This window comes from Arcticibacter svalbardensis MN12-7 (assembly GCF_000403135.1).
Classification (GTDB): Bacteria; Bacteroidota; Bacteroidia; order Sphingobacteriales; family Sphingobacteriaceae; genus Arcticibacter; species Arcticibacter svalbardensis.
The window spans coordinates 1-20583 of record NZ_AQPN01000149.1; the positions used below are offsets into that span (position 1 = coordinate 1).

The 20583-nt window shown below is 36.6% G+C and carries 21 protein-coding genes; 13 read left to right on the plus strand and 8 right to left on the minus strand.

Annotated elements, in window-relative coordinates; translation table 11 throughout:
* Positions 1-172 precede the first annotated feature (172 nt).
* Entirely contained in the window at positions 173-1156 is a 984-nt protein-coding gene (locus ADIARSV_RS20015; protein ID WP_016197515.1) for an acyl-ACP desaturase, read from the plus strand.
* Positions 1157-1198: 42 nt separating this feature from the next.
* Here the strand turns inward: ADIARSV_RS20015 and ADIARSV_RS20020 are convergent, their stop codons facing one another.
* The 8 genes from ADIARSV_RS20020 to ADIARSV_RS20055 form a co-directional block, all read right to left on the minus strand.
* Positions 1199-2173, minus strand: coding sequence for a transglutaminase family protein (locus ADIARSV_RS20020; protein WP_016197516.1), 975 nt, complete (start codon positions 2171-2173; stop codon positions 1199-1201).
* Between the two features lie 16 nt (positions 2174-2189).
* The gene (locus ADIARSV_RS20025; protein ID WP_016197517.1) at positions 2190-3125 is read right to left on the minus strand and encodes an alpha-E domain-containing protein; all 936 of its coding nucleotides are present in this window, start codon (positions 3123-3125) and stop codon (positions 2190-2192) included.
* 17 nt (positions 3126-3142) lie between these two features.
* Complete coding sequence (locus ADIARSV_RS20030) at positions 3143-4594, minus strand: circularly permuted type 2 ATP-grasp protein (protein WP_016197518.1); 1452 nt, start codon at positions 4592-4594, stop codon at positions 3143-3145.
* 161 nt (positions 4595-4755) lie between these two features.
* Positions 4756-5904 (minus strand): aspartate aminotransferase family protein, encoded by a 1149-nt coding sequence (locus ADIARSV_RS20035; protein ID WP_016197519.1) that lies wholly within the window; start codon positions 5902-5904, stop codon positions 4756-4758.
* Positions 5905-6226: 322 nt separating this feature from the next.
* On the minus strand, positions 6227-6655 hold the full coding sequence (locus ADIARSV_RS20875; protein ID WP_052017070.1) for a hypothetical protein: 429 nt from the start codon (positions 6653-6655) through the stop codon (positions 6227-6229).
* 10 nt (positions 6656-6665) lie between these two features.
* Entirely contained in the window at positions 6666-7298 is a 633-nt protein-coding gene (locus ADIARSV_RS20045) for a hypothetical protein (RefSeq protein WP_016197521.1), read from the minus strand.
* Positions 7299-7331: 33 nt separating this feature from the next.
* The gene (locus ADIARSV_RS20050; RefSeq protein WP_016197522.1) at positions 7332-7883 is read right to left on the minus strand and encodes an RNA polymerase sigma factor; all 552 of its coding nucleotides are present in this window, start codon (positions 7881-7883) and stop codon (positions 7332-7334) included.
* Positions 7884-8034: 151 nt separating this feature from the next.
* Entirely contained in the window at positions 8035-8865 is an 831-nt protein-coding gene (locus tag ADIARSV_RS20055; RefSeq protein ID WP_016197523.1) for an alpha/beta hydrolase family protein, read from the minus strand.
* Between the two features lie 272 nt (positions 8866-9137).
* On the opposite strand from ADIARSV_RS20055, the gene hemA reads away from it, so the two are divergent.
* From hemA to ADIARSV_RS20115, 12 genes are all read left to right on the plus strand, one after another.
* Positions 9138-10364, plus strand: a complete 1227-nt coding sequence (hemA, locus tag ADIARSV_RS20060) for a glutamyl-tRNA reductase (protein WP_016197524.1) — start codon at positions 9138-9140, stop codon at positions 10362-10364.
* A 63-nt stretch (positions 10365-10427) separates the two neighbouring features.
* On the plus strand, positions 10428-12008 hold the full coding sequence (hemC, locus tag ADIARSV_RS20065; protein ID WP_040300789.1) for a hydroxymethylbilane synthase: 1581 nt from the start codon (positions 10428-10430) through the stop codon (positions 12006-12008).
* A gap of 14 nt (positions 12009-12022) precedes the next feature.
* A complete protein-coding gene (gene hemB / locus ADIARSV_RS20070) occupies positions 12023-12994 on the plus strand; it encodes a porphobilinogen synthase (RefSeq protein ID WP_016197526.1) in 972 nt (323 codons plus the stop codon).
* 17 nt (positions 12995-13011) lie between these two features.
* A complete protein-coding gene (hemL, locus tag ADIARSV_RS20075; protein ID WP_016197527.1) occupies positions 13012-14370 on the plus strand; it encodes a glutamate-1-semialdehyde 2,1-aminomutase in 1359 nt (452 codons plus the stop codon).
* Positions 14363-15238: a sensor histidine kinase gene (locus ADIARSV_RS20080; RefSeq protein ID WP_016197528.1), complete on the plus strand. Its 876-nt coding sequence runs from the start codon at positions 14363-14365 to the stop codon at positions 15236-15238. The genes hemL and ADIARSV_RS20080 overlap by 8 nt, the downstream gene beginning before the upstream one ends.
* On the plus strand, positions 15228-15932 hold the full coding sequence (locus ADIARSV_RS20085) for a response regulator transcription factor (RefSeq protein ID WP_016197529.1): 705 nt from the start codon (positions 15228-15230) through the stop codon (positions 15930-15932). Before ADIARSV_RS20080 ends, ADIARSV_RS20085 begins: the two co-directional genes overlap by 11 nt.
* Before the next feature lie 2 nt (positions 15933-15934).
* Positions 15935-16459 (plus strand): tetratricopeptide repeat protein, encoded by a 525-nt coding sequence (locus tag ADIARSV_RS20090; protein WP_016197530.1) that lies wholly within the window; start codon positions 15935-15937, stop codon positions 16457-16459.
* A complete protein-coding gene (gene hemE / locus ADIARSV_RS20095; protein WP_016197531.1) occupies positions 16449-17492 on the plus strand; it encodes a uroporphyrinogen decarboxylase in 1044 nt (347 codons plus the stop codon). Before ADIARSV_RS20090 ends, hemE begins: the two co-directional genes overlap by 11 nt.
* Positions 17493-17506: 14 nt before the next feature.
* Positions 17507-18040, plus strand: a complete 534-nt coding sequence (locus tag ADIARSV_RS20100) for a CopD family protein (protein ID WP_200864790.1) — start codon at positions 17507-17509, stop codon at positions 18038-18040.
* Positions 18041-18084: 44 nt separating this feature from the next.
* Positions 18085-19212 carry a hypothetical protein gene (locus ADIARSV_RS20105; RefSeq protein ID WP_016197533.1) on the plus strand — a complete coding sequence of 376 codons (1128 nt, stop codon included), beginning with the start codon at positions 18085-18087 and terminating at the stop codon, positions 19210-19212.
* Positions 19213-19263: 51 nt separating this feature from the next.
* Complete coding sequence (locus ADIARSV_RS20110; RefSeq protein ID WP_040300791.1) at positions 19264-19833, plus strand: RNA polymerase sigma factor; 570 nt, start codon at positions 19264-19266, stop codon at positions 19831-19833.
* Positions 19814-20578 carry a hypothetical protein gene (locus ADIARSV_RS20115; RefSeq protein ID WP_040300792.1) on the plus strand — a complete coding sequence of 255 codons (765 nt, stop codon included), beginning with the start codon at positions 19814-19816 and terminating at the stop codon, positions 20576-20578. The genes ADIARSV_RS20110 and ADIARSV_RS20115 overlap by 20 nt, the downstream gene beginning before the upstream one ends.
* Positions 20579-20583: the final 5 nt, after the last annotated feature.

Below are 20583 nucleotides of genomic sequence, written 5' to 3' on the forward strand. Positions count from 1 at the left end.
AGCAGTTTCAATATCCTGTTAGGCCTTTAGTAGCCTGTGAATGCTAATACTAACCCCAAGATGTTCCTGCCGAATTTTGTACATAATTGGTTTGTAATTTTTCGTTATGAACTACAATATCTAGGTTTGAACATCTAATAATCGTATCTTTGCTTACTATAAGCCTCAAACAATGGACTTCAATATAGGATCTAGAAGAGAAGTAATGCAGCATATTGAAAAATATATGTTGGATAATATGTTTAATTATCTTAAACCTATTGATACAATTTGGCAACCTTCCGATTTTTTACCTGATTCTACAGATGATAATTTCTTTCAAAAAGTAAAGGAATTACGTCAGAGTGCAGAAGGACTTCCTTACGATTTGATTGCAGTTTTAATAGGGGATACTATAACTGAAGAGGCTTTACCTACTTATGAATCGTGGTTAGCTGTTGTTGAGGGAGTATCTAAAAGTGAAGAAGGTGGCTGGATGAAATGGCTTAGGCATTGGACATCAGAAGAAAATCGTCATGGTGATCTTTTAAATAAGTATTTGTACCTGTCAGGTAGAGTAAATATGCGTCAGCTTGAGATCTCTACTCAATACTTATTAGCAGATGGTTTTGACATTGGCACCGATCATGATCCTTATCGGAATTTTATTTATACGAGTTTTCAGGAGTTAGCAACTAATGTTTCCCATAGAAGGGTCGCTTCCCAATCTAAAAAAAACGGGGACACGTTGCTTTCTAAAATGTGTGGTGTTATTGCCGCAGATGAAGCACGTCATGCCCGTGCCTATACTGATTTTATTTCTCAGATTATAAAGGTAGATCCAAATGAAGTGATGATTGCTTTTGAAGATATGATGAAAAATAAAATTGTGATGCCGGCGCATTTCCTCCGTGAGTTAGGGAAGAAGGCTGGTGAAACATTTACGCATTTTGCAGATGCTGCACAACGTTTAGGGGTTTATACTGCATTGGATTATGTAGATATTCTGAATCAACTGATTAAGGAATGGGAATTGGAAAGTTTGCAAGGACTTAATGAATCAGGTGAAAAGGCTAGGGACTATGTGATGAAACTTCCTAACCGGTTGTTGAAAATTGCAGACCGGATCAAAAGTCCTTCGTTAGATTATAAATTTAGTTGGATTCATTCCATTTAAAAAGTACGTTGCGTTTCATGACGCAACATACTAAATGTGTATTTACTGTTGTTGCTGCTGCTCTTGTTGTTGCTGCATCAAATCTTCGTGCCTTCTATAGCTATTATCCCCTAAATTGCTTTGTGCTTTTTCAATTACTACAGTAGGGGAGTCCTCGCTTATTGTATCATCATCCTCATAAGAAACAGTAACTGAAACTTCCATAAGATGTTGAGGAAGACCTTTATAAACACCTTTAACTGGTGAACAATCAGTGAAATTTCTGCCTACAGCTAATCGTACATGAGTCTCATTTGCAATGCAGTTATTAGTAGGATCAAGTCCCAACCATCCGTAATCAGGAATATAAGCTTCCACCCAGGCATGCGTAGCTCCCTCACCTCTCATTCCGTTTTTATGTGGGCAAATATATCCGCTCACATACCTTGCAGGAATTTTGGCAAGTCTTAACATCACAAGCAGAATATGTGCAAAGTCCTGACATACTCCTGCTTTTAATTGCAAAATAACTGCAGAAGTCGTTTCGACAGTAGTAATTCCAGGTATATAATTGAAGTTTTGAAAGACATAGTCACAATAGTTTAAGGCGTTATTATACGGGCTTAAAGTAAAAGGTTGACTAGCAAAAACTACATCTTGTAATTCTTTTATACCTTCAAACATATCCTGATTCAGAAAATCAATAAAATTTATATTTGAACGCAAAGATTTTAGCTTTTCCCATTGTTGTTCAATTGGTAAATTATCAGAGGGTAGGGGTTTGTTACGTGTACTTACTACTGTCGTAGAAAGAATGATAAGTTCGGAATGTGGACTACTATAACTAAAGTTGCCTACATCGTTGCCATAATAATCTTTTGACATATAAATTGAAGGATTGCCACTGATTTTCAAATCCTGAGTTTGAACTTCCTGGTAGGCATCGTTTACTGGGAAAAGTATAATCTGGTTTGCACTATCCCGTACCGGACTTTGATATGTATATTGAGTTAAGTGCTTTATTTTAAATTCTGGCATAAAAAATAATTATAGGTTATGCATAGGCAAAGTAATTAAGATCTAAGGCATTTCCTATACCAAAAAGATCTTTCTTGACTTGTGACAAATAAGGATGTAACCCTCTGTTTGTAATTGAGGCTATTGTGCTATACTTGATCGTACTTTGCAATCGTCCTATCATAAATGATAGTTCTTTAGATTCAATAATATCCTTATTGTGTTTTAATCGTTCAAAATAACGGTGAATATTATTGACAGAATACATTACTGAACGTGGGAAATCATTATTAAGCACAACTAACTCTAATACATTTTCAGGATCAAATCCCTGTCTGTATGTTTTTAAATACAAATCATAGGCACCTAAAGAAAGTAACAAATAGCGAAGATATGATGTACCAGTTAGCAGATCAGGGTCACTATTTGCTGTATTAAACTTGATATCCAATATATCTGTTGACTGAATACTTCTTTCTAAATATTTTCCAATATTCATAAAGCTTCTTCCTTCACCTCTTTCCATGGTCACTTCTGCAATTCCATAATAGAGCATCACCTGTTTGATCAGTTCGTCCAGAACAGATACGGGGTCACCCATTTTGAGCGTAGCAATAAGACGTTTATCTTTAACCAAGTGGTAATATTCATTGAGGCATTGCCATAAATCTTTGGTAAGATGATCCTGCACACTTCTGGCATTTTCCCTGGCAAGCGTAATAATGTTAATGATCGAGTTTGGATTGTCCCGACCTGTAATCATATATTGCAATACATCCCTACTATTAAATTCAATCTTATTGATGATCTCTTCGTCAGGAGAATGATAAATTTGAATTAGAGGTCGCCATGAAAATTCATGTAATGCATCCTGAGATGAAGCGTAATTAATTTTTAAGATTCTTAAAATACCATCGCTTCTTTCCAGGTAGCGACTTAACCAATATAAATTTGAGGCAACTCTGCTTAACATGCTTTATGATTTTAAATTTAAGATGCTAGTACCCAGGTGTCTTTACTTCCTCCACCCTGTGAACTGTTTACTACAAGTGACCCTTCTTTAAGGGCTACGCGGGTTAAACCTCCAGGAACTATTTCTATTCCATCAGGTCCGCATAAAGCAAAAGGACGCAGGTCAATTCTGCGAGGATGTAATGCTTTATTAATAAAACAAGGAGCTGCTGACAAACTTATTGTAGGTTGTGCTATAAATTGGCGTGGGTCTTTATTGATTTCAGCTTGGTAATCGTGAATTTCTTCATCTGTAGCTACATGACCCATTAACATGCCATACCCTCCGCTACCATTGGTACGTTTAACAACCATGTTCTGGATATTGGAAAAGACATATTCTTTCTCTTCTTTATTACCGAGTTGAAAAGTAGGTACGTTTTTTAGTAAAGGTTCTTCATTCAGGTAATATTTAATCATTTGGGGAACATAAGAATAAATGGCTTTATCATCAGCTACTCCATTTCCTACGGCGTTTACAATGGCTACATTGCCCTTTTTATAGGCACTCATGATTCCTGCTACACCCAATATACTATCCGGATTAAACACTAAAGGATCAAGATATTCATCATCCACCCTCCGGTAAATAACGTCTACCTGTTGGCGTCCGTTTGTGGTTTTCATGTATACTTTGTGATTTTCTACTAGCAGATCACGACCTTCAACGAGTTCTACACCCATTAACCGAGCAAGAGTAGTATGTTCAAAGTAAGCGGAGTTGTAACTGCCGGGACTAAGTAAGACAATAACAGGATGAGAAATCTGCCTTGGCGAGATTGCCATTAGATTTTTATATAAAATTTCCGGGTACTGTGTAACGCTCCTTACTTTACATTGAGGAAGCAAATCGGGGAAAAGACGTTTGGTAATCTCCCGGTTTTCAAGCATGTAGCTCACACCAGAGGGAGTACGTAAATTGTCTTCAAGTACGTAGTAGGTGCCATCGAAATCGCGGATCAGGTCTATGCCTGCAATATGAACGTAGATATCATGCGGAACTTTTACATTATACATCTCTCTAAGGAAGTGCGGACATGAATAAATGATGTCTGCAGGCACTATTCCATCTTTCACAATAAACATATTGCTATAAATATCTTTTAAAAAGGTATTTAGTGCTTTTAGTCTTTGTTTAATGCCTATTTCTATAAAGTTCCAATCCTGAGCCGTTATAATACGCGGTATAATATCGAAAGGAAAGATCTTTTCTACTCCTTCTCCACTATTATATACAGTAAAGGTTATACCCTGACTCATGAAAAGATTCTTTGCCAGTTCTTCCTTTTTAGTAAGACTCTCAGCAGATTCTGTAGATAAGTAATCAATTACTTTTTGATACGGAGCTCTGATATCATTACTAGAACTAAACATTTCATCCCATGTGTTGGGAGTAGGTGAATATTGTTTTAAAAAATCCAATTCGTTCATTCCTTAACGTTTTTTTATAAAAATATTAATTTTATTATGAACTTTTCAGAAAAACCAACTTAAATAATAAAATATATAATTAGGTGCCTAATAATATTCGCTAATCAGGACATATTGAATCTAAAGTGTTGATTTTATCGTAACTTCTTGCATTTAGCGTACTAAATTGCCTTATTAGTTTGAATTTGATAATTATTTAATACGCTTATGATGATTTTGCAAGCTTTTTTTATCTCATCATGAGTTATAATTAGAGGAGGAGCTATTCGAAGAGCAGTTTCACAATGTAAAAACCAATCTATAATCACTCCGTTTTCTATACAGAGTTTACTAATGTCTTCTACTTGTTTGAATGTTTCGAGCTGAATACATAACATGAGTCCCTTTCCGCGCACCTCTTTAATAGCAGGATGTACTAATAGACTTATTAAAAGAGCTTCCTTTTCATCTATTCCGTTTAACATGTCTTCTTCTAAGAGGGCTTCCAATGATGCTAATCCAGCTGCACAACATACAGGATGTCCTCCGAAAGTAGTAATATGGCCAAGGATTGGATTTTCCGCCAGGACACTCATCACATTTCTATTGGCACAAAATGCACCTATCGGCATTCCACCACCTAGAGCTTTAGCTAATAAAAGAATATCAGGAACTATTCCAAAGTGTTCAAAGGCAAAGAGTTTACCAGTCCTTCCAAAGCCAGTCTGTATTTCATCCAGAATCAATAAAGTACCTGTTTCATCACAACGTTTACGCAAAGCCTGCATATAAGCAACATCAGGAACGCGAACACCCGCTTCACCCTGAATAGTCTCCATGATTATACAAGCAGTATCCTCGTCAATTAATTGCAAGTCTTCTGTTTTATTAAATTCTATAAAATGGACATCAGGAAGTAAGGGACGATACGCTTCTTTGAAATATTCATTTCCCATCACACTTAAGGCACCGTGAGTACTTCCGTGATAGGCATTATTGCAGGAAATTATTTTACTTCTTCCTGTATAGCGTTTTGCAAGTTTTAGTGCACCTTCTGTGGCTTCGGCTCCTGAATTCACAAAATAAACTGAATTAATGCTATCTGGGAAAATAGATACCAATTTAGTAGCATATAAAACTTGCGGGGACTGGACATACTCACCATAAACGGCAAGGTGCATATAGCGGTCAACCTGATCTTTAATTGCCTGAACCACTTTGGGGTGGCAATGACCAATATTACTTACTGCAAAGCCAGAAACAAAATCAATATATGGTTTATCATCCGGGCCGTACAAATAAATACCCTTAGCTCTTTCTATTTGGAGCATTCGGGGATTTAAAGAAGTTTGAGCATTATTTAATAGAAATAATTGATGTAAACTGAGCATAGCACAAAAATACAAAAGCCTATGGACTTAATGTTATAATTGAAGATAATGATGGTTAATGGGGAAGGAGGTTAGCTAAGTTTTATTTCAAAAATCAGAATAAATAATTATAATGTACACCTTTTGTTGTTGTTAATTACAGAGTAAACTGTTAAGTAGTTCGCAATTCAATCGCAGTAATCTTTCTTGCGAGCGGAAAAGGTGGGTGTCAGCTGCGTCAAATTTAAAAACTAAACAATCACCCAATGATATGCAATGGAAACTAACCTCTATTTTCTCTTCGTTCTTTAAGCTGATTGATCAGATGTTCCCTGAATTCCCTTTCTGTCGAGTATACGAGGTCTGCTTTTGCTTTTGGCAGCACTTCGTAAAATTGTTTCAAATAGCGCTTTTTAGTTTCCAATATCTGTGTTTCATATTTTAATCCATCTACTAAACCAGGGTTCCCTTGCTCTTTAGCTTGTTTCCTTACTTGATGCCGCGCACGAAAAAGATTATTCATTTCCCTACGGTAGTTGTTGTAAACTGGCCAGAAACTTTGTGCTTCTTGTTTATTTAAATTTAAATTTTTTGTCAGGAATTCAGCATTCAGAGCTTCCATTTGTTGATGTCTTTCTGGACTCCCTGGTTGAGCGTAAGTTGAAGTGCTTAATAATAGAATGGATAATATGAGTACTAAATAATGTTTCATTTGAGTAAGTTTAAAGAGTGGACTCCAGATATTCTTCGATCTCTGCATCAGGGATACCAAGTTCTGAGTTTACTGATGATGTACTATTTAAATTATCAATGATGACTGGTAAATCTCCTGAGTCACTATTGATAAGCAGATAATCAATAATTGCGTCATCCGGCATGTATGCTAACTTTGTTTCGATAGAAGACGCCTGTTTTTGATAAAAATACAAACCCGTGGAAATAGATATAATCAAACAGGCTGCTGCTGCATAACTTAACCAGGATGGGACTAGTCTTCTTATCTTAACTTCTTTCTTATTAGGTTGATTTGCTATTTTTTGCTGAATAGAAGCCTGCAAAGAATTGAAGTATCCTTCAGGAACAGTAAAACCGTCTTCCTTGATGTTGTCTTTAAATTGCTCTGCTTTGATAGAAGTAAGGATATGCCCTTCTAGCTCTTCAAAATATTGGTCGGGAACTTCAAAGATTTCAGCAGAGTTAGTGCCATACATTGATTCCAGCTTTATTCTGCTTGATAACTGGTGTTGCATTTCATTGAAATAGTCTGTGGGAACAGTATAAGGATTTCTTTTGCCTGTTGCAGCAAGCCCTGGTGCTTGTTCTTCCCAATCCTCGTTCATGTTATCTAAATCCATTATATAATTCTGATTAATTTTATACCTAAAGGTTTAATCAATACTTAATAAAAAGTTTTCAATTTTCTTTACTGCGTGATGGAATGATGCTTTAAGGCCGCCAATGCTTGTACCTAATATCTGAGAGATCTCTTCGTATTTTAAATCATCAAAATATTTCATATTAAATACAAGGCGCTGCTTTTCTGGAAGGGTAAGCAGCGCTTGTTGTAACTTAAGTTCTGCTTGATTACCATTGAAATAAGAGCCTTCTTTCAAAGAGTCTACAAGATCGTAAGCTACTTCATCTAGAGGAATGTTGTTTTGTTTCTTTTTCTTGTTTAGAAAAGTAAGACATTCATTGGTTGCAATCCTGTAAATCCAGGTGTAAAGCTGTGAGTCATTTCTAAAGGTTGCCAGATTCTTCCACACTTTTATAAAAGCATCTTGTACAAGATCATCTGCATCATCATGATTAATTACCAGTCGCCTAACATGCCAATAGATCTTTTGCTGATATTTATTAATTAATAGGCTGAATGCTTGATCTCTTGTTCGCTCATCAGCGAATTTTTGAAGTATTACTGCGTCGTCAATTTGCTGCATTTTTGTTGCTTTATACGCTCAATCAAGGTTGTATTGTTTTAAATGGTACCTTTTTGGACTTGTTAGATGTAAAGAAGTTTAAACTCATTCCTATATAAAATTTAATCATTCTTCAATTTATTGATTCATATAATAGAAGAGTACTCCCCGATTAATATTCTTTTAAAAACGACAATGTCGTGTCACATGCTTTTTTTAATTCAACAGGTAACTCATCAGATAACCATGGATGCCGGGCATTAAATACATGATCTGCATTTTCAACAATGATTAACCAGCTATCCGGATGTTGTCGTTGTAATAATTGAGCTTGTTCCAATTTTACAGTTGTATCCGCTTCACCTTGCACAATGAGCCATGGCTGAGTCAGTGATCTTGCTGCATTTAATATGTCTAACTTCTCGGTATTTTTATCCAGATCTTCTAAAATTACTGAATACAAGGGCATTTGCTGATTGGTACGCGAGTTATCCATATAAATGACACCATTTTTTTTCCATGATTTTTCCTGATCCATATTCCATAGTCCACGGAAATTACTTATTGAAGCCCAGGTTACCAGTTTGTCAACACGATTATCTTCGAATGTTTGAAGAATGCTAATGCCCCCACCCATACTATGGCCAATTAAAATAATCTTTGAAGGCACAGGGAAAGATTCTCCACTTTTTGCATAGGTAATGACTTCGTCCAGATCTTTAAGTTCTTTGCTAAAGGTATTGTGGCCGAAAGATTCCAGATCATCGAATATATCAATATCTTCTTTGCTCATTCCATTGTGAGAGAAGTTGAATTTTAGGAAGCTAAAGCCGTTATGGGCAAAATAGTTAGCGACTAAGTGATGAGTACCCCAGTCTTTAAAGCCTTTAAATCCATGTACGAATATGATCATAGGTGCATTTTTAACTTGATCATTTAGTAGATAATCTATATGTATAGCTTTGTTTTCTGATCCTGGTATATGAGTTTTTTGTACTTTCATAGCATTGTAATAAGCTGTAATATATTGAATAATGATTAAACAGTAGGTTAATAGTTGATGTTTTTATTATTTGATAACGAGCTTGATTGTACTATTTAGGTACTTATTGTTGTATGGTATTGTCTTACAGTTGATTAAATTATGTGTTGTCTGCCTATTTTATCATGCACTTATTTATAAACGATCTAAATACCTCTGTTTTACAAAGGAATGACAGCCGCTTAAGGCTGTATTGATACATTTGTTGAAGGTTTTTTTAAACATACTCAGAGTTGAAACAATTAAAAGTTTTAGCATTTACACATCAGCAGATTGATCTAAAGGATCTAGGGAAATTAGTAATATGCAATCAGTCTCTGGTTGGTAAACTAAACTTTGTCAGACAAAAGTTTGATATCCCAGAAATCTTTTATATCGGTACCTGTAATAGGGTTGAATTTGTATTTTGTGCATCGCAAACTATCAGTCTTTCATTTATAAGGGAATTTATCTCATCGTTGGACTTCTGTATTCCAGAAGACAAGATGGAAGATTTTATTAGTAAAGTCAAGTTCTACGAGGACCAGGATGCATTTAATCATCTCTTGCGTATTTCATGTTCATTGGAAAGTCTAGTTGTAGGGGAGAAAGAAATTCTTTCTCAGGTACGTAAGGCTTATGAACAATGCCGAGAAGCAGGATTTACAGGCGACTATCTTCGTATGATCATGAGTCAGGTTGTTAAAACTGCCAAACAGGTTTATACAGATACAAATATTTCCAAAAATCCCATTTCAGTTGTATCTCTTGCGTACCGTAAGTTACGCGATCTGAACATGTGCGCGAACTCGCGGATTCTTATTATCGGTGCAGGGGAAACCAATAAAAATATATCTAAATACCTCCAAAAGCATAAATACTCTAATTTTTCTGTGTTTAATCGTACGCTTTCTAAAGCAGAAGATTTAGCCAAAGAATTGCAGGGAGAAGCATACAGTCTGGAGGAGTTAAAGAATTACAAGAAAGGATTTGATGTAATTATTACCTGCACGAGTTGCACAGAACCAATTATTACTAATTCGATCTATCAATCTCTTTTAAATGGAGAAACAGGTAGAAAAGTGATTGTAGATCTTGCTATACCGAATGATACAGATCCTGAAGTTATCTCAAACAATCCTGTTACTTTTATAGAAGTAAGAAGTTTACAGGAAGTGGCTAATCAAAATATGCAGGAGCGCTATCAGGAATTGGTTCATGCAGAAGTAATAATTGAACAAAATATTAACGAATTTAAGCCTATACTGCGACAACGGCGTATTGAGCTTGCCATGCGTGACGTTCCAATTAAGATTAAAGAAATCAGAAGGATGGCTGTAGACTCGGTTTTTGCCGAAGATATAGGACAATTGGATAGTAATTCGAGAGAAGTTTTAGAACGTGTTATCAATTACATGGAAAAGAAATACATCAGCGTACCTATGGTTATGGCGAAAGAAATTTTGGTTAATAATAGTTAATTTGCTTCATCCTTGTAAAGCAAATGCAATATTCGTTATTTTTGCAAAAAGGCTAATTTTATTTTGGACAGAAAACTTATCATTGGAACACGAGGAAGTGAGCTTGCTCTCTGGCAGGCGCATTTTGTAAAAGATAGGCTTCTAGAGCTAGGTGTTGAAGCAGATCTAAAAATTATCAAAACTCAGGGCGATAAAATCCTTAATTTACGATTAGATAAGTTGGAAGGTAAAGGCTTCTTTACTAAAGAATTAGAAGAAGGACTGCTCGATAACTCTATTGATATAGCTGTTCATTCACATAAAGATTTACCTACCCAACATCCTGCTGGATTAATTATTGCAGCGGTATCTGAACGCGAGGATCCCCATGAACTTCTCTTAATATTAAAAGATTGTGTAGATATCAAACAGAAGTTATCCGTAAAGTATGGCGGTATGGTTGGTACCTCATCTAATCGTAGAAAGGCACAATTGCTTGCTGTACGTCCGGATTTAGAGATCGAAGACCTACGGGGAAATGTTCCTACTCGAATACAAAAATTGAGAGATGAGGACTATGATGCCATTATCATTGCAAAAGCGGGAGTATTTCGCCTTGGAATTGATTTAAGTGAGTTTCATGTAGAAGAAATTGATCCAACAGAATTTATTCCATCTCCAGCACAAGGAGTATTAGCCATTCAAATTCGTGAAGGCAATCAGGAGTTATATGATATCTTACAAGGGTTGCATCATGCAGACGTTGCAGAAGTGATTGCAGTGGAACGGAAGGTGCTTAACTTATTCAATGGAGGTTGCCATATGCCGCTGGGCTGTTTTTGTAGAAAAGAAAATGGTAAATTTCAGGTTTGGACTTCTAAAGCTGATGAAGGGGACTCATTTCCAAGCCGGCTCTTTATTGAATCTGATACTGCAGATGGTTTAGCTGAACGGATCGTTGCCAAGTTCTCCAAACAGCGTAAACATCCTTCAAAAGTATTTATTACCCGTGAGATTTCTGAATATAGTTATTTCAGAAAAGCTATGGAGGCCAATGGAATTTCAATTGATGGCCGCTCATTGATCCGTACCTTTCCTATTATTAATAAACTGGATCCTTATATTTTACGTGATATCGACTGGATATTTTTTAATAGTAAAAATGCGATTGAATATTTTTTCAATTTAGATCCACAGCTGTCTAAGAAAACCAAATTTGGTGTTTTAGGACGTGCATCGGAAGAAACGTTAAGAAGATTTGGAAAGGTGCCCGATTTTAATGGAGAGGAAGAAGGTATTGACACGGCAGAGATTGCAAAGGAATTTGCTCGTGTTGCAGGTGGTTTAAAAATCTTATTTCCTGGTGCAAAGGGATCTTTACGTACCGTTCAACAAATGTTACCAGAAGGTACCCGAATCATTGATTTGCCGATCTATGAAACTGGTTTAGAAGAAAATGTAGAACAATCACACGCAGATGTGTTGATATTTACAAGTCCGTCCAATGTAGAAGCTTATTTTGAAGATAACTTGTTAGAACCCGGACAAAAGGTAATATGCATTGGGCGATCAACAGGAAAGAAGTTTGATGAAATGGGTTTGAGTTATACTTTGCCCTATTCGCCAGATGAATTAGGTTTGTCTGAAGCCGTATTCGGGCTATAATAAATAAAAAAACTATGTTACAAAGACCAAGAAGAAATAGAAAAAGTGAAGTTATTCGTCAGATGGTTAAAGAAACTCATTTGTCGGCATCAAACCTAATATTTCCTCTTTTTATAGTAGATGGGATCAACCAGAAAACGGAGATCTCCTCTATGCCCGGAATCTTCCGATATTCGGTAGATAATTTATTAAGGGAAGTAGAGAGCTGCATGAAGCTCGGCTTAAAATCTTTTGATCTTTTTCCTCGCATTGATGATTCTTTAAAAGATAAATATGCTACTGAAAGTTACCGAGAAGGCTCATTATACCTCAAGGCGATTTCTGAAGTAAAACATTACTTTCCTGAAGCTTGTGTCGTAACCGATGTGGCGATGGATCCTTATAGTTCTGATGGTCATGATGGAATAATAGAAAATGGTGTCATTCTTAATGATGAAACACTGGAGATTTTAGGGAAAATGGCTCTGGCACATGCTCAGGCAGGTGCCGATATCATTGCTCCTTCCGATATGATGGATGGTAGAATTGGTTATATCCGTCAGGTACTGGATGAAAATGGATTCACCAATGTCTCCCTGATGTCTTACTGTGCTAAATATGCCAGTGCTTTTTATGGACCTTTCCGTGATGCATTAGGATCAGCGCCTAAGTCAGGTGATAAAAAGACCTATCAGATGGATCCTTCAAATCAGCGTGAGGCATTGATTGAGGCTACTCTTGATGAGCAGGAAGGTGCGGATTTTCTTATGGTAAAGCCTGCATTGCCTTATCTGGATGTAATTAAGTTGTTAAAGGATCATTCGGATTTGCCGATAGCGGCGTATAATGTGAGTGGTGAATATTCAATGATTAAGGCTGCTGTTCAAAATGGATGGTTAGATGAACAGCGTGCTATAACAGAGGTTTTAACCAGTATCCGTAGAGCAGGAGCGACCGCTATATTGTCCTACCATTCCAAAGAGGTGTTACTTAACAATTGGATTTAAAAATTTAAAATTTCATTATGTCTGATTCTTCAACATTCCATGAACAACCTATAAATACGACAAGTTTGCCGGATATTAGCAGAGCTCAATCTGCTGCACTATATGAAACAGCTTTGCACTATTTTCCAGGGGGAGTAAATTCCCCTGTGAGAGCTTTTAAATCAGTGTTTGGCACCCCTCTTTTTATTAAAAAAGGAGATGGCTGTACGGTTTGGGATGCAGATGGAAACCAATTCGTTGATTTCTGTTGTTCTTGGGGACCTTTGATTTTAGGACATAATAATCCGGTTGTGAAACAACATGTTTTGCAAGCGATTGATAGTGGAATGAGTTTTGGTGCGCCCACTGAACTGGAGAATGACCTTGCCTCCTTAATTTTATCGAATAACAAAAAGATTGAAAAGTTGCGTTTTGTAAGTTCAGGCACCGAGGCAGTAATGTCTGCGATCCGGCTGGCAAGGGGTTATACCAAGCGGGATAAGATCTTGAAATTTGATGGTTGCTACCATGGACATGTGGATTCGCTATTAGTAAAGGCGGGTTCAGGCTTAGTTACTTTTGGAGAAACATCATCTGCTGGTGTACCTAAAGGATTTGCCGATGAGACTATTGTGATTCCTTTAAATGATAAAGAGGCTGTAAAGGCTGCTTTTGATCAGTTTCCCGGACAAATTGCTGCCGTTATAATTGAAGGAATTCCTGCTAACAATGGGTTGTTAATTCAGACTAAGGAATACATTCAGTTTTTAAGAGAAGTAACAAAAACGAATCAGTCGCTTCTTATTTTTGATGAAGTGATTACAGGCTTTAGATTGGGCTTTGAAGGAGCTGCTGCTTATTATGATGTGAATCCTGATATTATTACTTATGGTAAGATTATTGGTGGTGGTATGCCAGTAGGTGCTTACGGTGCATCTGCTGAAATAATGGGACATGTCTCTCCCGAAGGCTCTGTTTATCAGGCAGGAACACTGTCTGGGAATCCTGTAGCAATGGCTGCCGGTATAGGCCAGTTATCTCAATTACTACAACCTGGATTTTATAAAAAGCTGAATGCTAAAGCAGCTTCATTTGTGGAGTGTATACAAGAATTCGCAAATAATAGAGGGTATAAGTTTAAAGTATTTACTGCCGGATCCATGTTTTGGTTTGCTTTTACAGATCAGAATATTCAAGCCGCTGCTGAAATTGATGCCTCAAGTATGACCTATTTTAAGGTGATGCATCGCGAATTATTGAACAGGGGAGTGTACCTGGGTCCTTCAGGTTACGAAATTGGATTTATTTCAGATGCGCATACTGCAGCTGATCTCGACAAAGCAAAAAAAGCTATATTTGATAGTCTGGATATTGTATTTTTAAAAGATTATGCGTAAATCTCTGATTATATTTTATGCCTTAATTATTTATGCGCTAGCAGAGCTTATCTGGTGGGGAGTTCTGCTTATAGAAGTTCAGCCTGAACGCCAAACTATGATCCTTGGAGAGGGTGCTGTTTTTATATTCCTTTTTTTTACAGGAGCTTATCATCTTCATAAGACTCTAAACAAAGAAAGAATGCTGAAGGAACAGCAAAAAAACTTTTTATTGTCGGTTACACATGAGTTGAAGTCGCCTCTTGCGTCTATTAAATTATATATTCAGACCATTTTAAAGCGAAATCTGGATAAAGAACAGATCCATTCTTTTTTAAATAATTCCTTAAAGGATATTGAACGACTCGATGACCTGGTTGAGAATATGCTTCTTGCCACACGGATTGAAAATCACTCCTATTCTTTTCCAAAAGAGAAATTTAACCTGACCGAAGTAATCAGGAGTGTAGCAAGCCGACTTCAGATCCATACCTGTAGTTCCCAGATAATTAAACTCAATGTAGAGCCAGATATTTATATAACAGGGGATCGTTTTGCGCTCACTCTGGTAGTTTCTAATCTCATAGAAAATGCGGTTAAATACTCTCCTCCCTGTGAAGAAATTGCAGTTGAATTGAAAAGAACGCCCCTTGAAGTAAGCTTTACAGTAGCAGATAAAGGTATTGGTATTAAGGATGAAGAGAAGTTCCGCATCTTTGAAAAGTTTTATCGTGTAGGAAGTGAAGATACACGTAAAACTAAAGGGACTGGTCTTGGTTTATACATTGTAAAACAGGTGTTGGATAAACATCTGGCATTTATTAAAGTGAAGAATAACCGGCCTGCCGGAAGTATTTTCGAAGTAACATTTAACACAGATGGCCACTAAACAACGTATTTTATTAGTAGAGGATGAAGAACATCTCCTTGAAGCAATAAAGCTTAATCTTGAGCTTGAAGGTTACAAAGTAACCACAGCAATTGATGGAAAGAAAGCGCTGAAAATTTTCAAAGAAGAGCGATTTAATTTGATCCTACTGGATGTGATGCTTCCCGAAATTGATGGATTTCAGGTTGCGGAAACAATAAGATTAGAGAATACGGAAGTTCCTATTATGTTTCTTACCGCAAAGAACACCAATGAAGACAAGATCAACGGACTTAAAAAAGGTGCGGATGATTATTTGGTAAAGCCATTTAATTTAGAAGAGTTAATTCTTCGTGTAAATAACTTAGTTAAGCGTGGTTTAACAGGTGATGACAAGAAAGAATTGAACACCTATAAAATTGGAGACAAAACGATCTACTTTAATTCATTTGAACTCAGGAATGATGATGGATCAGTAACTCCTCTTACTAAAAAGGAAACCATGCTGCTTAAGCTGCTTATTGAAAGAAGAAATGAAGCAGTGTCAAGGGAACAAATTCTTGAGACGGTTTGGAATTATGATGTTTATCCATCTACGAGAACAATCGATAATTTTATTCTGACTTTTAGAAAGTATTTTGAACCAGATCAAAAGAATCCTATATACTTCCATTCCATAAGAGGAGTTGGGTATAAGTTTACGGAAAGTCACTAAAAATGATCACAAATAGGTTCCGCTTTATTCTAATCGCTTTAGCTGCTGTACTTTTAGCTTGGACGATTACAAAGCAAGAATATCAAGCATCCGCTTTAGTTATTTTAGGGATCTTGCTTTTGATTATAAGTTATTTAAGGGATGGTACTGTAGTGCTGGCTGCTCGTTCCTTCCAACGGAATGATTACGAAAAAACAGAGAAGTTATTACAGGAGATTAGATATCCGGAGCGCTTAAGGGCAAAAAGAAGAGGTTATTATGAATTTATTTATGGTAATATTGAATTAAAGCGTTTGAATTATGAGGAAGCTGAAAGGCATTTTCAAATTGCCAGCCGTTTCCCTTTGAGAAATGAAAATGATAAAGCATACGTGATGGTGCATTTGGCTAATCTTAGTCTGCGTAAGAAACAGTCTGATCGTGCCGAAGCATATCTTGTTAAAGCAAGGGGACTTAAAACAAGTTCCAGAGTGCAGGATATTATATTAAAAATTGAGAAAGAAATAAACAAGAGGTTTGAGCAATAAACAAAAAGATTCGTTATTTATTAAGGCAGCATTCTCCCTTCCCACTGAACGTCCTCCTATATGGTTTATGCGTCAGGCTGGACGTTTTATGAAGGAGTATTGGGAAATCAAAAACAAATATTCTTTCCTTGAAATGTGCAAAACTCCGGAAATAGCTGCTGATGTAACGATGTTACCAGTAAACTTACTGGGTGTAGATGCTGCAATTCTTTTCTCTGATATATTAGTCACTGCTGAAGCGATGGGTGGCGACTTAAGCTTTACACAGGGAGTTGGCCCTCGTTTTGCAAATCCTGTCCGTTTGAAACAGGATGTAGAAAGGTTAACAACTGATGTGTCACAAAAGCTTCAATATGTCCCCGAAGCAATCAAAGTCATTCAACAAAGACTCGATGGATCAATTCCTTTAATTGGTTTTGCAGGAGCACCTTTTACTGTAATGAGCTATTTGGTGGAAGGAGGATCATCAAAAGACTTTAAACTCACCAAGTTGATGATTCATAATCAACCAGAATTGGCTCATCAGTTGTTAAATAAAATTGCTGATGTAACCATTACCTATTTGAACATGCAAATTGAAGCAGGTGTAAATGCTGTTCAGCTATTTGATAGTTGGGCTCTTGCTCTTTCATGGGATGATTATAGGGAGTTTGCTCATCAGTATAATGTGAGAATCCTTGCCGGGTTAAACCGTAAAGATATTCCGGTTATTTCTTTCTGTAAAGGAAGTTCAGTTTTTGCTTCTATGATGGCAGAAGCAAAGCCGGATGTGATTTCTGTGGATTGGAATGCTGATTTACTGGACATTAAAAAGATGCTTCCTAAAGGTATAGCTGTTCAAGGTAACCTTGATCCACATATTTTATATGCGGACAAAAAAGTAATTCGCGAGCGAATTGTAAAATTGCATGAGCGAATGAAGGGAGAGAATGGCTTTATATTCAACCTTGGTCATGGTATAATGCCGGATATTCCTTTTGACCATGTCAAGTATGCGGTTGACGTGATTAAAAATGAACTTACCAATGCTTAAAATTTAATCCTTTGTTGTATTTATACGTAAAAGCTATTCATATTATTTTTGTCGTCTGCTGGATGGCAGGGCTATTCTATATCGTTCGGTTATTCATCTATCATATAGAAGCTAATGATAAAACTGAGCAGGAGAAAATTGTCCTTCATCCTCAGTTTGAGCTTATGGAGAGCCGACTATGGAATGTAATCACGACACCTGCAATGCTGATTTCATTGTTGGCAGGTGTCTATATGCTTTATCTAAATCCTTACCTTTTAGAAATGGACTGGATGTGGGTGAAGCTATCTTTTGTAGTTGGCTTGCTGATTTACCATTTCATTTGTCAGAATATCATGCTTCAACTCAGGAAAGGAATCTTTAAATGGACATCAATGCAATTACGTATTTGGAATGAAGTAGCAACCTTGCTGCTTTTTGCAATTGTTTTTGTAGTCATATTAAAGAATGCACTTAACTGGATCTATGGTTTAGTTGGCCTTTTTGTATTCATGATTATAATTATGATAGCCGTTAAAATTTACAAATATTTTCGTTTAAAAAATTAATTGGGAATACATCCAATGGGTGAATTCTCTTATTGAAATACCCCATGAAAAAGCTTCTTTTGCTGATCCTTTGTCTTCATTCAGCCCAGTTTATAAGCGCTCAAATAAACAACGATTCATTGGAGTATAGGATTCGTCCTGATAGTTTAAGAACAGGCGAATTGTATTTAAGTATTCACAATTTTAATTTTTTAAGGAACTATGAGTTCTTTAGCAAGTTTCAGGATGGTTATACCTTGTATGGCACTCAACTTGAACCTCAGCTTGTCTATTATGCTGATCCTAAACTGGTCCTGACTGCAGGTATCCATATGCGTAAAGACTTTGGGGGAAAGGGCATTTATAAAACCTATCCTTTGTTCAGCATTAAATATCAAAATAAAGGTTTGGCCTTCATAAATGGCGTTTTAGAGGGAAATGTCCAGCACCGGTATATCGAGCCAATATTTGATATGGAGCGCAAAATAACCCAACCTGTTGAATATGGAACGCAGTTGCAGATTACTAAGCCTTCTTTTTTTATGGACGTATTTATAAATTGGAATAACATGATCTATAAATACTCTGGAGAACAGGAACAGTTGTTTGCTGGAGGAACAGCAGATCTTAGCTTATTTAAATCTGCACGTGCAAAATTAACAATCCCTTTACAAGTGCTCGCTTTTCATCAGGGGGGCCAGATTGATACTATTGAAGCCCCTTTGAAAACTATTATTAACGGTGCGACTGGTTTAAAGTTTAATTATAAATTGGGAAAGGTTTTTCAGTCTGTCTTTACAGAAAACTACCTGGTTAAATATATTGACAACTCATCCACGCACCTCCAGGCCTATAATAATGGAAAGGGTTTGTTTCTTAATGCAGGTGTAGAAAGTAAATTCGGAGATCTTATCTTCTCCTATTGGCATGGTAATTCGTATATCTCATCAGCGGGAATGCCTCTTTATCAATCTGTTTCTTATAACGTAGGCAACGAAGGGTATACAGAGAAAATCAGAGAACTACTCCTGGTTAGATATGTTTACAAGAAGAAACTTGTTCCTAATTTATACCTGGATTTCCGGGTAGAACCTGCTTTTGATTTGGGTAATAATGCTTCAAAATCATTTGACTTTCATCATTCCCTGTTTTTGGTCTACAAGCAGGAGTTTAGATTATTTGGAAATAAATAATCCTCCTCATGCAACCTTTGTTGCCAAATGGTCATCTAGATTTTAATTAACATGAAAACTAGTCGTCAAGTACTTATTCTAGATCTACTGGATGGATGCAGGCAAGAAGATCCGCATACCCAGGAACTTTTATATAAGCTGATGGCCTCCAAAATGCTTGGCGTATGTATGCGTTATGCCAGGGATCAATTTCAAGCTGAAGATATGCTGCATCTTGGATTCGTCAAAGTGTTTAAAAAAGTGAAAGACTTCAGAGAAGAAGGCTCCTTTGAGGGATGGATAAGACGGGTAATTGTAAATACGGCCATTGAAGTTTATAGGAAGGAGCAGAAACATCTGAATATTGTAGACTTGGCTGATGTATATGATGCACCTCAGCAGATGTTTAATATGGATGATCTAGAAGTGAAAGACTTGTTAGCAATGATACAGGAATTGTCTGCTGGATATAGATTGGTATTTAATATGTATGCAATAGAAGGCTATTCACATAAGGAAATTGCTGAACAGTTAGGGATCTCAGAGGGTGCTTCTAAATCACAGTTGTCAAGGGCTAGGACTATATTAAGAGGAAAATTAGCTAAAACGGAGGGGGTAAATTATGAAAACACAAACAGATAGCGACTTTGATAAGTTGTTTAGAGATAGACTGGAAGATATGGAACTTGTGCCTTCACAGAAGGTTTGGGCAAATGTATCCAGGGATCTCAGTGTGCCAGTAAAAAATAAAAAAGGGATACCAATAGTATGGCTTGTAGCTGCCAGCATCTCTTTACTTTTTGTTTTGAGTTTATTATTGATTCCAGGAAAAAAACCGATAAAACTTCAGGCGTCAGTGCAGCCTTCCACTGAATATAAAAAATCTGCTATACCGGTAAAGGCAAAGCGTAGTTTAGGCCGTAAGCTTAAAGGAATTACATTTCTTAATAGACTTGCATCAATGCGACTAGAAAGAGATAAACACTTAAAATCATACAAGATAACAGGAAAAGCAATAGCTGATAATTTAAAAAATTTACCCTTATTAACTAAAGTAAATTTAGAGTTGCCTACTGTAGTATTAAGGCAGGAAACTGTTATGATGGCATCTATTCCATCCTTCATTGCTATGCATGTCCCAGTTGCTACTAAGAAGATAAATACGCACAGAATAACTAGAGTGCCTGCGACAGAGGCAGATTACCAGGATTCACAAACCCGAATCCGATCTGTTGGAGACCTTGTAAACTTTGTAGTTCGCCGTGTTGATCATCGTGACGAAAAGATCATTGAATTTTCCAATCATGATGATGGCTCATCTATTTCTGGAATTAATTTGGGCCTTATTAAAATAAGAGCAAAACAAAATGAAATTAAACCTAACTAAGCAAA

What these genes read in the sequence shown, in the direction of transcription:
- ADIARSV_RS20015 (WP_016197515.1), top strand. Translation starts at nt 173, where the DNA reads ATGGACTTCAATATAGGATCTAGAAGAGAAGTAATGCAGCATATTGAA.
- ADIARSV_RS20020 (WP_016197516.1), bottom strand. Translation starts at nt 2,173, where the DNA reads ATGCCAGAATTTAAAATAAAGCACTTAACTCAATATACATATCAAAGT.
- ADIARSV_RS20025 (WP_016197517.1), bottom strand. Translation starts at nt 3,125, where the DNA reads ATGTTAAGCAGAGTTGCCTCAAATTTATATTGGTTAAGTCGCTACCTG.
- ADIARSV_RS20030 (WP_016197518.1), bottom strand. Translation starts at nt 4,594, where the DNA reads ATGAACGAATTGGATTTTTTAAAACAATATTCACCTACTCCCAACACA.
- ADIARSV_RS20035 (WP_016197519.1), bottom strand. Translation starts at nt 5,904, where the DNA reads ATGCTCCAAATAGAAAGAGCTAAGGGTATTTATTTGTACGGCCCGGAT.
- ADIARSV_RS20875 (WP_052017070.1), bottom strand. Translation starts at nt 6,655, where the DNA reads ATGAAACATTATTTAGTACTCATATTATCCATTCTATTATTAAGCACT.
- ADIARSV_RS20045 (WP_016197521.1), bottom strand. Translation starts at nt 7,298, where the DNA reads ATGGATTTAGATAACATGAACGAGGATTGGGAAGAACAAGCACCAGGG.
- ADIARSV_RS20050 (WP_016197522.1), bottom strand. Translation starts at nt 7,883, where the DNA reads ATGCAGCAAATTGACGACGCAGTAATACTTCAAAAATTCGCTGATGAG.
- ADIARSV_RS20055 (WP_016197523.1), bottom strand. Translation starts at nt 8,865, where the DNA reads ATGAAAGTACAAAAAACTCATATACCAGGATCAGAAAACAAAGCTATA.
- hemB (WP_016197526.1), top strand. Translation starts at nt 12,023, where the DNA reads ATGTTACAAAGACCAAGAAGAAATAGAAAAAGTGAAGTTATTCGTCAG.
- hemL (WP_016197527.1), top strand. Translation starts at nt 13,012, where the DNA reads ATGTCTGATTCTTCAACATTCCATGAACAACCTATAAATACGACAAGT.
- ADIARSV_RS20080 (WP_016197528.1), top strand. Translation starts at nt 14,363, where the DNA reads ATGCGTAAATCTCTGATTATATTTTATGCCTTAATTATTTATGCGCTA.
- ADIARSV_RS20085 (WP_016197529.1), top strand. Translation starts at nt 15,228, where the DNA reads ATGGCCACTAAACAACGTATTTTATTAGTAGAGGATGAAGAACATCTC.
- ADIARSV_RS20090 (WP_016197530.1), top strand. Translation starts at nt 15,935, where the DNA reads ATGATCACAAATAGGTTCCGCTTTATTCTAATCGCTTTAGCTGCTGTA.
- ADIARSV_RS20105 (WP_016197533.1), top strand. Translation starts at nt 18,085, where the DNA reads ATGAAAAAGCTTCTTTTGCTGATCCTTTGTCTTCATTCAGCCCAGTTT.
- ADIARSV_RS20110 (WP_040300791.1), top strand. Translation starts at nt 19,264, where the DNA reads ATGAAAACTAGTCGTCAAGTACTTATTCTAGATCTACTGGATGGATGC.
- ADIARSV_RS20115 (WP_040300792.1), top strand. Translation starts at nt 19,814, where the DNA reads ATGAAAACACAAACAGATAGCGACTTTGATAAGTTGTTTAGAGATAGA.